This window comes from Pseudomonas sp. Je.1.5.c (assembly GCF_051129895.1).
Taxonomy (GTDB): domain Bacteria; phylum Pseudomonadota; class Gammaproteobacteria; order Pseudomonadales; family Pseudomonadaceae; genus Aquipseudomonas; species Aquipseudomonas urmiensis.
On the sequence record NZ_JBCPSP010000004.1, the window covers coordinates 25,236 to 38,659 of the forward strand.

A 13,424-nucleotide genomic window follows, 5' to 3' on the forward strand; every position below is an offset into this window, starting at 1 on the left:
CTGTGCAAACGTTCAGCCTGTGCGCCGAGGCGTGCATCACTTCTTGCCGGGTAACACCGAACTGAGGACTTGCTTGGCCGTCTGCACGATGACCCCGGCCTGGTCCGGGTCGCCCTTGAGCAAAGTGCCGGCAAATTTCTTCGCCTGCTCCAGCTTGATGTGGGGTGGCAGCGGTGGCACGTTGGGGTCGGTCTTGAACTCGATCAAGACCGGCCTATCGGCGCTCAAGGCGCGTTCCCAGGCCGCGGCGACGTCGTCTTCGCGGTCGACGAAAATGCCCTGCAGGCCGATGGAAATGGCGAACAAGTGGTAAGGCACGTCAGGAATCGTCTGCGACGCCTCGAACTTGGGATCGCCTTCCATCACGCGCTGCTCCCAGGTGACCTGGTTGAGGTCCTCGTTATTGAACACCGCACAGATCCATTGCGGGTTTTCCCATTGCTGCCAGTACTTGGCCACGGTGATCAGCTCGGCCAGGTTGTTCATCTGCATCGCGCCATCACCCACCAACGCGATCACTGCGCGCTGCGGATGGGCAAACTTGGCGGCGATGGCGTAGGGCACGGCAGCCCCCATGCAGGCCAGGCCCCCGGACAATGAGCAGTGCATGCCCCGGCGAATCTGCAGGTCGCGGGCAAACCAGTTGGCGCAGGAGCCGGAGTCGCTGGTCACGATACTGTTGTCGGGCAGGCGAGGGGAGAGCTCGTACACCACACGCTGTGGGTTGATGGGGTCGGCCTTGACCTGCGCACGTTTTGCCAGGGTTTTATCCCAACGTGCGCGCCAGCCTTCGACCTTTTTCCGCCAACGGCGGTCGGTCTTGGACTCGAGTAGAGGCAACAGCGCGCGCAAGGTCTCTGCGGCGTCACCGACCAGGTTTACCTCCATCGGGTAACGTAGGCTGAGCATGTCTGCTTGCAGATCGATCTGCACAGCGCGGGCCTGGCCTTCCTTGGGCAGGAACTCGGAGTAGGGAAAGCCCGAGCCGATCATCAGCAGGGTGTCGCATTCGCTCATCAGCTGATAGCTCGGTTCGGTGCCGAGCAAGCCTATGGCGCCGGTGACCCACGGCAGGTCATCGGGCATGGCGGCCTTGCCCAGTAGAGCCTTGGCCACGCCTGCGCCTAATGTGTCAGCGATGGCGATGACTTCATCGGTGGCCTGCAGGGCGCCGGCGCCTACCAGTATGGCGACTTTGCGCCCGGCATTGAGGACTTCGGCGGCGCGGCGCAGATCGCTGTCATAGGGCACCACCTTGGGCTTGCTGTAGCCAATGCCCGAATGCACCGTGCCGTGGGCATGCGCCGGTTGCTGGTAGGGCAAGTCCTGCAGGTCGTTGGGCAGAATCACTGTGGTTACCCGTCGCTCGCCGATGGCGGTGCGCACCGCGCGGTCAAGCAGGTGGCGCACCTGCGAGGGCGTGGATGCCTGCTGGACAAATGCCCCGGAGACATCCTTGAACATCGACAGCAGGTCTAGCTCCTGCTGGTAGTGCCCGCCCAGTGCGGCCCTGGCTTGCTGGCCGACGATGGCCAGCACTGGCATATGGTCCATACGGGCATCGTAGAGACCGGTGAGCAAGTGCGAAGCGCCAGGGCCGGAGGTCGCGATACAGACGCCCAGCTCACCGGTGAATTTGGCATGGGCACAGGCCATGAATGCAGCCATTTCTTCGTGGCGGGCCTGGATGAATTCAATCTTGCCCTTGGCCCGGCTGAGCGCACCGAATACACCGTTGATACCATCGCCGGGGTAGCCAAAGATGCGCCGTACCCCCCATTGATACAAGCGCTCTACCAGAAAATCGCCTACCGTGCCCGTCATTGCCTTCTCCCGTTGATTGGTCGATAGGGGTCTGGACTTGACGCGGTTTGGGAAAGTTTCAACTATCTGGGTCGGTGGCGGGCTTCACGTCGTCACCGTGTGAGCTTACCCAGTCCATGTGAGCTGTACTGCAATCGAGCATGTCGGGTGAAAAGGCGGCAACGCTTGGAGTTCTTTGATTAGGGAGATAGCAGGCTATGATGCATTCCACCTTGGATCATCTGGTCATTGTGTCACCGACCCTGCCGTTGGGGGCCCAATTCGTCGAGCGTCAACTCGCAGTGCAGTTGCAGCCAGGTGGTAAGCACATGCGCATGAGCACTCACAATCTGCTCCTACGATTAGGAGAGTCGTTTTATCTTGAAGTCATTGCTCCTGACAGTGAGGCTCCTTTGCCTACGCGACCTAGGTGGTTCGGTCTGGATGAGCTAAGTGCGCAATCTTCGCCCTATTTAGCCCACTGGGTGGCGCGTACGGAGCGTCTGGATAGCGCAGACGAGAGCCTCAGGCAGGTTTTTGGAGAGATCGAACCGATGAGCAGGGGAGGTCTGTCGTGGAAAATTTCGATTCAGCCTGACGGGCATCTGCCTCTGCAAGGGGCTGTCCCTAGCCTGATCGATTGGGGCGAGTCGGAGCATCCCGCCAAGAGACTCGATGACAAAGGCTGTCAACTGCAACGTCTGGAAATTGCTCATCCCGAGCCCTGCGTAGTGGAACGCGAACTGCAATCTATCGGCTTTACCGGGCCGGTCAGTGTATTACGCAGTGAGCGATACGCATTGAAGGCCTACATCGCTACACCGCATGGCCTCAGGATTCTGTAGCTCACGCGGTGTGCGATCTGTACTGGGTGAATAGTCACTGACGCGGTAGCAGCCCGTCTTATCGTTTACACCGTCATAGCGCGACTCAGAACAGCCGCTGCACAGCTGGCCTTAGCTCAATGTTGCGGCGATGAGATTGCTTGGACGTTTCCTTGACTAATTTTTCACATCGCTTGGGAGACATTATCACCATCCCTACGTGTGATAGACCTTGCCCGCCTAGCAGCGGGCTTTCTTTTGCCCGCCATCTCACCCCGCCCGCATACCTTGGCCGTAGCTCGTTCACCTCTAGCAAATGCACTTGCACCTGAGTCCGCGGCTGATTGGCTTGGCCGTGCCGAGTAACGACCCTCAGTGCTTACCTCCCAAAAGAGGGAGTAAAACGCGTCGAGAGCAAAGGATGGACAGTGCTACGGCTTCGATGCATGCCCAGTGAGGGGAGGGTAAGAAATAGTCAGTCCCTGGGCAATGGCACTGGCTTCAAGCTTCACACGCTCTGCATCGAGAAAACCATACGTGGCTTGCAGATTGCTGATCTTCACTTGAATTTCAGCCATCTTGCTAGCGACCAAGGCAGCGCCTTGTGCGCAATCGATGGTATTACCCCGTTTGGCCGCGAGGATTTCCCCGATTGCCGAAAGGGAAAAACCCATGCTTTGGGCATTTTGAATAAACCCCAGGTCGACAACGGTCTGATCGCTGTAGCTGCGGTAGTTGTTCGCCTGCCGCTGGGCCACGATAAGCCCGAGTTTCTCGTAATAGCGCAATGCATGGCGGCCAATCCCACTTCGGCGCTCCAACTCTCCAATGTTCACAGTAAATTTCCTTGACTGTAGAGCAGACTCTACACCTTAGCCTGCACCCATCATCCAAACAAGGAGTCAGGCATGAGTGTGGAATGCTTCGTAACCGGCGGCACTGGGTTTGTGGGTCAACATCTGCTGGCCCGTCTCACTGCGACAGGGCACAAGACCTGGGTACTTATGCGCAGCCCTGAAAACATTGGGCGGCTTAGACAACAAGTGGAGCGACTGGGCGGTAACCCTACTTATGTTCATCCCGTTGAAGGCGACATTAGCAGGGAGGAGCTTGGGCTCAGCGAGGCAGACAAGCAGCGCGTGTCTTCGGCCGCAGTTGCCTTCCACCTCGCGGCGCAATTTACCTGGGGGCTAAGCATGGAGCACGCCCGCGCAGTCAATGTGCAGGGGGCGCTGAGGGTCGCCAGGCTTGCGGCAAACCAGCGCATCCGATTACTGATGGTGGGCGGCTACATGCTGCAAAACCTTACCCACCTTGCCAGTATCGGGGTTGATCATGAGCGCCCTGAAAACACAAACTGGCCCGCAGTCTACGACCGTGTGGGTGGCTACGAAGGCAGCAAGCTTGAGTCCCATTTCTCAGTTATGCGCTACATGCAGGAAGCGGGCGCCGATTACACCATCGTTCATCCTGCTACGGTGTGTGGCCACAGTGAGAGTGGGCACATCCTGGAAGGACAACCCCTGGCCGAACTCATTCGAAATCTGGCACAAGGCAGGTTCAAAGCTGTCCCCGGTTCCCCCGAGCACTGGTTGCCAGTGGTCAGTGTCGACTATCTGGTGGCGATGATAACCTGCGTGGCGTTCGACCCCTTGATGGCCAACCAGCAGGTGCTGGCACTCTATGAGCGCACACCAAATCTGCAGGAAATGCTTGGCCAGCTGGCAAACATGCTGGGGGTCAAGGCCCCCCGACGCCATGTAGCGATAGGTCTGCTTAGGTGGCTTTTGTCGATTCCAGGACTGGCGGCCCGATTCGCGATCAGCGCCGAGTCATTGAATTTCATTCAGACGCAGCGCTTCGATATGCGCCATAGCAAGCAACTGGAGCAGAGGTATCAGCTAACGCATCCCGACATGGCGCGAACCTTGGAAAACACAGTGCGATACGTCAAGGGTTACTTCATCAACTGAAACCAATCAATCTTGCAATCTTCGATGAGGTAGCAGGGTCTTATGTTCGCTGAGGTCCAAACCTATCGGTAGCAATCATTTGCAGCGGGAGCTTTTGACCGAGCGAAAACGATGTTGCGATCAGCAGAATTCTTGTGAGCATGTCTTAGGGCATCATGCCGAGTGGTTTCCTTGAAAGCTCAGGGCTTGGGACAGCGCCGAGCTTGATTTATCCTGCGCCGTCTCCATCAGGGTGCACAAGGACGGTCCCATGATTCCTGTCTCCATGCCGGCCATGCTGCTCGGCTACATGATCTACCTCTTTTCCGAAGTCTTTCTCTGGTTGCTCATCGCCTGCCTGCTGGCACTGCTGGTCCCCCGTTGCCGGCGCTATATGCTGGCCAGGCGTTGGCGCTTCGGCGTGCTCGTGGTGCTGCTGGCTGCAGGCAGCGGACTGTATGTCCAGTTCACCTACGAGCAATGGCAGGACTGGCGTGCGCACAATCCCCGCCTCGAGCACGAGGAAGTGCTTGGTGACCTGGTGCTTCCGGCCGGTACGCAGGTCCATTTGCGAAACCTGGAGCCTTTCAACGACCTGTCCGGCGATCCCGTGCCCTATGGCATGCAGAGTCTGGAGCAGGCTGATTTCGAGCGCACGCCAGGTCACATCTTAGGTATGCCCGTGCGTCGTCTGGAACTGGCGCAGGGGCACGGCTTCGCGACGGTCGAGACCCTGTCGGTCCATGCCCTGGCAGGATGGAAATGTGAGCCTGGGGAGGTCGAGTTCGGCTTTCCGTTCGGTGCTCACTTCACCTTTTCCGAATGGAAAATGCGCCGATGCACGCTGGCGCCAGGTACCCAGCTGGGCGGCATTGTCTGGCCTGGCCCGGTAAGGGTGTTCGCCAACACCACTAGCTGGCAGGCCAGGTCCGAGGAAAGCCCGGTCAGGGTACTGGGGATAGAACTGCGTTCACTGATCATGAAAGGTCGCTCGTGGGGAGGCTACTCGAACCAACCCTTCGCGTTCGGTCCTGTTCACTATCCTGCCGACATCCAGGTCAGCCATTATCAAGGCCAGATGCTGTTCAGCCTGCCACCGGACGCACACGCCCAGGATCGTCGTACTGGAACCCCCATCGAGGGCGGGCAGACGGTGGTGCAGAGCATGCAAGGGGAGGTGCTGGGGATACACAGCAACCGTTCAATGGGGGTTTATTTTCCTGATGAAATCATAGTGCGCTGAAATTCAATGAGCGGGGATAGACCGCAAGGCGGCCCCGGCATCTTTCAAGCTTCGTATGGCCGTGCAGCAGTTGAACCGCCCGCGGTTCCCCAACGGGCAGATGTCCACTTGCCGCATCCCCATTATCGCTGCCGGCGCTCGCAGTCAGCTTGCTGTATGAGGTAGTGGCGTCAAGCCGCTATCTTTGATCGCTGCGTCGGCTTCTGGCGATGCCAGATAGTCAAGGAGCGCCTGGGCTGCGGCATGATGCTGGCTCTTGCTGACGACAGCGCCCGAATACATGGTCATTTTCTGCGCTTGAGCCGGGATCAGGCCGACGATGTCGATACCCTTTACTGGCTTAAGCTCACTTAGCTGTTGGAAGCCGATCTGTGCTTGGCCGCGAGCGATCACTGCGCCTACGGGCTCGGCAGGGATCATGTGAGCCTTGGCCACGAACTGGTCGCCGAGTTGCATGCGAGGGAACAGGGTCTTGGAGAGATAGACGCCGCTTGCGCTGTCGGAGTAGGCGACAGACCTGCTGTTTTGCAGCACTGTGCGCAAGGACTGCATAGTGCCTATGTCCGGCTTCGGTTCGCCTTTGCGAACGGCCATGGCAATGAAAGACTTGCCGAGATCTATTCGGCTGGTTTTGTCGGCTAGACCGCTGGCGACCAGGTTGTCGAGCGCCGAACCTACCATCAGAACCACATCCGCCTGCTCACCGCGAGCGAGCCTGTTTGGTACGGCCTGCGGGGTCTCGCCCATCGAAGGTGCTGCGAGTACTTCCAGCTTCACGCCATATTTCTTCTCATAAGCTGGCGCTACTTCCCGGATAGCGCCCATGATTCCGCCGGAACTCAGCACGGTCAGCGTTTGCTCGCCCCCTTGTACAACGTCAGTAGCCGAGCAGGCGAATGAAATGGTCAAGAGGGCAGCACAGGACAGCATTCGAAGCATCGGAGCGTTCTCCACCTGTAAAAGCGCGAAATTTTACCGGGGCGTGGAGCAAGCTAATGGTTAATCAACTATTAAGAATGTTTTACATTTCTGTCCGCAGATGGCAGCGATGGGCTGAAAGCGGCAGAGCGCGACTCACCGCTTACGACGCTTTCTAGCCCTCACGGCGGGGTGGTAAGTCACTCCGAGCCATCACTGTTACTTTGCGCTGAGGGCTGCACGAACGTCGCCATGCCAAATGTCATTTCAACAGATCTATGGAGGGAAGCTAGGGTCCAGCACCGATACGGGTCTAGGCCGTGGACAAAGGCTCGCAACATAGAGCTGATTGATAGGTGGTGACCATATTATAGATTGGTCACTATCTGTCAATCAGCTCGCCACAGAGTTAAGCTTTGGACATGAATGAAGATATGAACACCTCGACCCAACGCGGCCCGCTGGATCATGAGATCCGCGACCAGATCATCAACGCGGCGACGCAGCATTTCGGCCATTACGGTTACGAAAAGACCACTGTCTCGGATCTCGCCAAGGCGATTGGTTTTTCCAAGGCCTATATCTATAAATTCTTCGATTCCAAGCAAGCCATCGGCGGGGTGATATGCAGCAATCGCCTGGCCATGATCATGCAGATCGTCGAAGCCGCCATTGCCGAGGCGCAGACCTCATCCGAGAAGCTAAGGCGGCTTTTCCGCTCCATTTCAAAGGCCGGCAGCGATCTGTTTTTTCACGATCGCAAGCTTTACGACATCGCTGCCGTCGCTTCGCGTGACGAGTGGCCATCGGTCAAGAATCATGAACTGCTTATCCGCCAGCTCATCCAGCGGATTCTCCTCGAAGGCCGGCAGTCTGGGGAATTCGAGCGCAAGACGCCCCTGGATGAAGCCGTCAATGCGATTTTTCTAGTCCTGCGCCCTTACGTCAACGCGGCTCAGTTGCAGTACAACCTCGATACAGCGCCTGAGGCCGCAGTGCTTCTGCCAGCACTGATACTGCGCAGCCTGGCGCCCTAGCCAATTAATTGTGACCATTGACAGATTTGGTCACAGGTCCAAGAATTGGGTTCCTATCTTGCTCTTGAGTAACGGAACCCATGCGCCTCAAGTCCGCCACCTTCGTCTTTTGCTTACTGCCTATCGTCCTGGTGGCGTGTGGCGAATCGTCAGTCAACAAAGACCCCCGCAACAAGCCGCCGCTGATCAGGGCGGCGGCGGTCCAGCAGTCCTCCGAGACGGGCCGTTCATTCACCGGCGTAGTGGTCGCACGTACCCAGAGTGACCTGGGCTTCCGGGTGTCGGGCAAGATTCTCGAGCGTTTGGTTGACACTGGTGAAACGGTCAAGCGCGGCCAGCCGTTGATGCGACTCGATCCCATCGACCTGCAACTGCAGGCGCGTGCGCAATTGCAGACGGTCGCTTCCGCTCGGGCGCTGGCCAAGCAGACGGCTGATGACGAGGCGCGTTATCGCGGGCTTGTAGCCGTCGGCGCGGTATCGGCGTCGCGCTATGATCAGATCAAGGCCGCCGCCGACTCCGCCAAGGCTCAGCTCAGCGCTGCCCAAGCTCAGGCTGATGTGGCGCGCAATGCCACGGGCTACGCGGTGTTGTTGGCTGACGCCAATGGGGTGGTGATGGACACTCTGGCTGAACCCGGCCAGGTGGTCAGTGCCGGCCAGGCGGTGGTGCGACTGGCGCGGGCGGGGCAGCGGGAAGCTGTCGTGCACCTTCCTGAAACCCTGCGCCCGACGCCGGGCTCCACAGCTCAAGCTACTTTGTATGGCAATAGCGGCGCTGCCGTGGCAGCCAAGCTGCGCTTGCTGTCGCAGGCCGCCGATGCCACCACCCGAACCTTCGAAGCCCGGTATGTGCTTGACGGCGCGTTGGCGAACGCGCCGCTGGGCTCCACCATTACCCTGAATATCGCAGAGGACAGGAGCGCCACTCAACTGCTGCAGGTACCTATCGCCGCGCTATACGATCCAGGCAATGGCACAGGGGTGTGGGTAATTGCCGGCGAGCCGGCGAAGGTCTCCTGGCGGCCCGTTCAGGTAATAGGTATCAGTGATGATACGGCGCGTGTCGCTGGCAAGCTCAAGGCTGGCGAGCACGTGGCTGCCCTAGGTGCCCACCTGCTGCGTGATGGCCAGGAAGTACGACTTGCCCAAGCGGCTGTCACGCCCGTAGCCGTGAGTCAGCCATGAGCAAGGGGCGTTTCAACCTGTCCGCCCTCGCGGTTCGCGAGCGCTCTATCACACTGTTCTTGATTTTGCTGATCGCGGTGGCCGGAACACTGGCGTTCTTTCAGTTGGGTCGTGCCGAGGATCCGCCGTTTACCGTCAAGCAGATGACCATTATCACTGCATGGCCAGGCGCTTCCGCCCTGGAAATGCAGGATCAGGTCGCCGAGCCGTTAGAGAAGCGCATGCAGGAGCTGAAGTGGTACGACCGCAGCGAAACCTACACTCGCGCGGGCCTGGCATTCACTATGGTGTCGTTGCGCGACAGCACGCCGCCGTCGCAGGTGCAGGAAGAGTTCTACCAGGCTCGCAAGAAGCTGGGTGATGAAGCCAAAACGTTGCCTGCCGGCGTTATCGGGCCGATGATCAATGACGAGTTCTCCGATGTGACCTTCGCGGTGTATGCCCTGAAGGCAAAGAGTGAACCACAGCGCCAGCTGGTGCGTGACGCCGAATCGCTGCGTCAGCGGCTGCTGCATGTGCCAGGGGTCAAGAAGGTCAACATCATCGGCGAACAGGCCGAGCGCATCTTCGTGTCGTTCTCCCATGACCGGCTGGCAACCCTGGGTGTGACGCCGCAGGATCTTTTTGCTGCACTCAATAGCCAGAACGCCCTGACGCCCGCCGGTTCGGTGGATACCAACGGACCGCAGGTCGTCATGCGCCTGGATGGTGCCTTCGACAAACTGGCAAAGATCCGCGAGACACCGATTGCCGTACAGGGTCGAACGCTGAAGCTGTCCGACGTCGCAACTGTGGAGCGCGGCTACGAGGACCCGGCCACCTTCCTGGTACGCAACGATGGCGAGCCCGCTTTGCTGCTCGGTGTGATCATGCGCGAGGGCTGGAACGGGCTTGACCTCGGCAAGGCGCTAGAGGCAGAAACCGCGAGCATCAACCACGCCATGCCGCTGGGCATGACGCTCAGCAAAGTCACCGATCAGGCCGTCAATATCGCCTCGTCCGTTGACGAGTTCATGGTCAAGTTTTTCGTCGCGTTGCTGGTGGTCATGCTGGTCTGCTTTATTAGCATGGGCTGGCGCGTCGGCGTCGTGGTTGCCGCTGCCGTGCCGCTGACGCTGGCCATCGTCTTTGTGGTGATGGCCGCCACGGGCAAGAACTTCGACCGCATCACCCTGGGCTCGCTTATCCTCGCATTGGGCCTGCTGGTAGACGACGCGATCATCGCCATCGAAATGATGGTGGTGAAGATGGAGGAGGGCTACGACCGCTTCAAGGCGTCGGCCTATGCCTGGAGCCACACCGCCGCGCCGATGCTCTCCGGTACGCTGGTCACCGCCATCGGCTTCATGCCCAACGGCTTTGCCCAGTCCACGGCGGGTGAGTACACCAGCAACATGTTCTGGATTGTCGGCATTGCCCTGATCGCCTCATGGGTGGTGGCAGTGGCGTTTACCCCCTACCTGGGCGTGAAGTTGCTGCCCGATATCAAGCAGGTCGAGGGTGGCCATGCGGCCATCTACAACACCCGCCACTACAACCGTTTCCGCGCGTTGCTGGCGCGAGTCATCGCCCTGAAATGGCTGGTGGCCGGGACGGTCATCAGCTTGTTCGTGGTTTCGGTACTGGGCATGGGGTTGGTAAAGAAGCAGTTCTTCCCGACGTCCGACCGCCCCGAAGTGCTGGTCGAAGTGCAAATGCCGTACGGCACCTCCATCGAGCAGACCAACGCCACGGCGGTCAAGGTTGAGTCATGGCTGCGCGAGCAGGAAGAAGCGAAGATCGTGACCTCCTATGTAGGGCAAGGCCCACCCCGTTTCTTCCTGGCCATGGCGCCGGAACTGCCCGATCCATCGTTTGCCAAGATCGTGGTGCTGACCGATGGCCAGCAGGCTCGTGAGGCCCTCAAGCTGCGTATTCGAGAGGCCGCCTCCGAAGGGCTGGCGCCCGAGGCCAAGGTGCGCGTCACGCAACTGGTCTTCGGCCCGTATTCGCCTTACCCGGTGGCCTATCGGGTGATGGGGCCAGACCCGATGCAGCTGCGCGAAATCGCCACCCGTGTGCAGCGCGTTATGCAAGCCAGCCCGATGATGAGAACCGTGAACAGCGACTGGGGCGCTCTGGTGCCAACGCTGCATTTCTCGCTAGATCAGGATCGCCTGCAGGCCGTTGGCCTGACCTCTAACGCAGTCGCCCAGCAGCTGCAATTCCTGCTCAACGGCGTACCGATCACCACGGTGCGCGAAGACATTCGTGCGGTGCAGGTGGTCGGCCGGGCAGCGGGGGATATCCGTCTCGATCCGTCGAAGATCGAGGGCTTCACACTGGTTGGCTCAGCCGGTCAGCGCATTCCGCTGTCGCAGATCGGCGAGGTCGATGTTCGTATGGAAGATCCGATTCTGCGCCGTCGCGACCGCACACCGACCATCACCGTACGGGGTGATGTTGCCGAAGAGCTGCAGCCGCCAGACGTCTCGGCAGCAGTGTGGAAAGACCTGCAGCCGATCATCGAAACCTTGCCAAATGGTTTTCGCATCGAAATGGCCGGCTCTATCGAGGAATCGGGTAAGGCCAGCCAGGCGATTCTGCCGCTACTGCCGATCATGATCGCCCTGACGCTGCTGATCATCATCCTGCAAGTACGCTCGATCTCGGCGATGGTCATGGTGTTTTTCACCTCGCCGCTGGGTCTGATCGGCGTGGTGCCGGTGCTTCTCATGTTCCATCAACCGTTTGGCATCAACGCTCTGGTCGGGCTGATTGCACTGTCAGGGATCCTGATGCGCAACACGCTGATCCTGATCGGGCAGATCCATCACAACGAGAAAGAGGGCCTGGACCCATTCAATGCGGTGGTCGAAGCCACCGTACAGCGCGCCCGCCCCGTGTTGCTGACGGCACTGGCAGCGATTCTTGCCTTCATTCCACTGACGCACTCGGTGTTCTGGGGAACCCTGGCTTATACCCTTATCGGCGGCACCTTTGTCGGCACCATCATGACCCTGGTGTTTCTCCCGGCGATGTACTCCATCTGGTTCAAGATCCGCCCCAGCCGCCTCGGCGATGATTCGAGCGTCACGGCGAAAGCCTGACGCAGCTCCCGGGCCCGCGTTCTCCTGCGGCCAGGGAGAACGCCGACCGACAAAGAGAGGTTCCAATGAGTAACGTTCAGCAGCAGAGACGCATTGTGGTAACCGGTACTGGCATCGTCGGGCCACTGGGCTGTGGTGTGAGTGAAGTGTGGCGCCGCCTGCTGGCCGGGCGCTCGGGCATTCGCACACTGCCCGCGCACATCACCGAAGGCACAGGCGTGACGGTGGGAGGACAAGTGCCCACGCTCGAAGAAGACGCGCTGGTGGGCTATCAACCCGAACAGATCATCGCGCCGAAAGAACGCAAGAAGATGGACCGCTTTATCGAGTTTGCGCTGATTGCCGCTCATGAAGCGCTGGAGCAGGCAGGCTGGCACCCGAGCAGCGAAGCCAAGAAGGCACGAACCGCAACCATCATCGCGTCCGGCGTGGGCGGGTTCGGAGCCATGGCAGAGGCCGTGCGTACGACCGACTCACGCGGGCCGCGCAGGCTGTCGCCGTTCACCGCCCCCTCATTCCTGGCCAACATGGCAGCGGGGCAGGTGTCCATTCGCAATGGCTTCAAAGGTCCGCTTGGCGCGCCGGTTACCGCCTGCGCCGCGGGTGTTCAAGCGATTGGCGATGCCGCTCGCCTCATCAGATGCGGTGAGGCCGATATCGCCATCTGCGGCGGTACGGAAGCGGCTATCGACCGCGTGACCCTAGGGTGCTTTGCGGCGGCGCGCGCGTTGTCTACCGGTTTCGCCGAGAACCCGCAGCAGGCCTCGCGCCCGTTTGATCGTGACCGTGACGGTTTCGTGATGGCCGAAGGTGCCGGGCTGCTGGTGATCGAATCACTGGAACACGCCCTCGCGCGTGGCGCCACGCCGCTGGCCGAACTGGTGGGCTACGGCACCAGCGCCGATGCCTATCACCTCACCGCCGGGCCCGAGGACGGCAGCGGTGCCCTGCGCGCCATGCAACAAGCGCTGCGACAGGCGGGCCTGAGCCCGGTCGATGTGCAGCACATCAACGCCCACGCCACCTCGACCCAGGTTGGCGACAACGGTGAGCTAACAGCTATTCAGGCGCTATTTGGCGCCGACGCAGGCGTGGCGATCAGCTCGACCAAATCCGCCACCGGCCACTTGCTTGGCGCTGCCGGCGGCATCGAAGCGATCTTCACGGTGCTGGCGCTGCGTGACCAGATTGTGCCGCCGACACTGAACCTGAACACTCCGGACGAAGCAGCGGCGGGTCTAGATCTGGTTGCGCTGAGTGCGCGCAAAATGCCGATCACCCATGCACTCTCCAATGGTTTCGGTTTTGGCGGGGTAAATGCCAGTGTGTTGTTCCGCCGCTGGGAGGCAACGCCGTGAGCGGGCAGCACCA

At 59.9% G+C, this 13,424-nt stretch carries 10 protein-coding genes; 7 read left to right on the top strand and 3 right to left on the bottom strand.

The genetic code is table 11. The features are described from left to right. Positions 1 to 36 precede the first annotated feature (36 nt). Positions 37 to 1,824 carry a thiamine pyrophosphate-requiring protein gene (locus AAZU54_RS04870; RefSeq protein WP_312153692.1) on the bottom strand — a complete coding sequence of 596 codons (1,788 nt, stop codon included), beginning with the start codon at positions 1,822 to 1,824 and terminating at the stop codon, positions 37 to 39. A gap of 197 nt (positions 1,825 to 2,021) precedes the next feature. Between AAZU54_RS04870 and AAZU54_RS04875 the strand changes: the two genes are divergently transcribed. Further along, positions 2,022 to 2,648, top strand: coding sequence for a VOC family protein (locus tag AAZU54_RS04875; protein ID WP_312153690.1), 627 nt, complete (start codon positions 2,022 to 2,024; stop codon positions 2,646 to 2,648). A gap of 410 nt (positions 2,649 to 3,058) precedes the next feature. Here AAZU54_RS04875 and AAZU54_RS04880 read toward each other — a convergent pair whose 3' ends face one another. Then, complete coding sequence (locus AAZU54_RS04880) at positions 3,059 to 3,463, bottom strand: MerR family transcriptional regulator (RefSeq protein WP_186553318.1); 405 nt, start codon at positions 3,461 to 3,463, stop codon at positions 3,059 to 3,061. Positions 3,464 to 3,535: 72 nt separating this feature from the next. Between AAZU54_RS04880 and AAZU54_RS04885 the strand changes: the two genes are divergently transcribed. After that, positions 3,536 to 4,600: an SDR family oxidoreductase gene (locus tag AAZU54_RS04885; RefSeq protein WP_434726671.1), complete on the top strand. Its 1,065-nt coding sequence runs from the start codon at positions 3,536 to 3,538 to the stop codon at positions 4,598 to 4,600. Positions 4,601 to 4,850: 250 nt separating this feature from the next. Beyond that, positions 4,851 to 5,822 (top strand): hypothetical protein, encoded by a 972-nt coding sequence (locus AAZU54_RS04890; protein ID WP_434726672.1) that lies wholly within the window; start codon positions 4,851 to 4,853, stop codon positions 5,820 to 5,822. Between the two features lie 144 nt (positions 5,823 to 5,966). Here AAZU54_RS04890 and AAZU54_RS04895 read toward each other — a convergent pair whose 3' ends face one another. Next, positions 5,967 to 6,761, bottom strand: coding sequence for a substrate-binding domain-containing protein (locus AAZU54_RS04895; protein WP_368971446.1), 795 nt, complete (start codon positions 6,759 to 6,761; stop codon positions 5,967 to 5,969). Between the two features lie 401 nt (positions 6,762 to 7,162). Here AAZU54_RS04895 and AAZU54_RS04900 point away from each other — a divergent pair, with 401 nt between their 5' ends. From AAZU54_RS04900 to fabF, 4 genes are all read left to right on the top strand, one after another. Then, on the top strand, positions 7,163 to 7,777 hold the full coding sequence (locus AAZU54_RS04900; protein WP_312155977.1) for a TetR/AcrR family transcriptional regulator: 615 nt from the start codon (positions 7,163 to 7,165) through the stop codon (positions 7,775 to 7,777). An 80-nt stretch (positions 7,778 to 7,857) separates the two neighbouring features. Beyond that, positions 7,858 to 8,964: an efflux RND transporter periplasmic adaptor subunit gene (locus AAZU54_RS04905; RefSeq protein ID WP_312155975.1), complete on the top strand. Its 1,107-nt coding sequence runs from the start codon at positions 7,858 to 7,860 to the stop codon at positions 8,962 to 8,964. Then, on the top strand, positions 8,961 to 12,053 hold the full coding sequence (locus tag AAZU54_RS04910; protein ID WP_434726673.1) for an efflux RND transporter permease subunit: 3,093 nt from the start codon (positions 8,961 to 8,963) through the stop codon (positions 12,051 to 12,053). Before AAZU54_RS04905 ends, AAZU54_RS04910 begins: the two co-directional genes overlap by 4 nt. 65 nt (positions 12,054 to 12,118) lie before the next feature. Further along, positions 12,119 to 13,411, top strand: coding sequence for a beta-ketoacyl-ACP synthase II (fabF, locus tag AAZU54_RS04915; protein WP_434726674.1), 1,293 nt, complete (start codon positions 12,119 to 12,121; stop codon positions 13,409 to 13,411). Positions 13,412 to 13,424 lie beyond the last annotated feature (13 nt).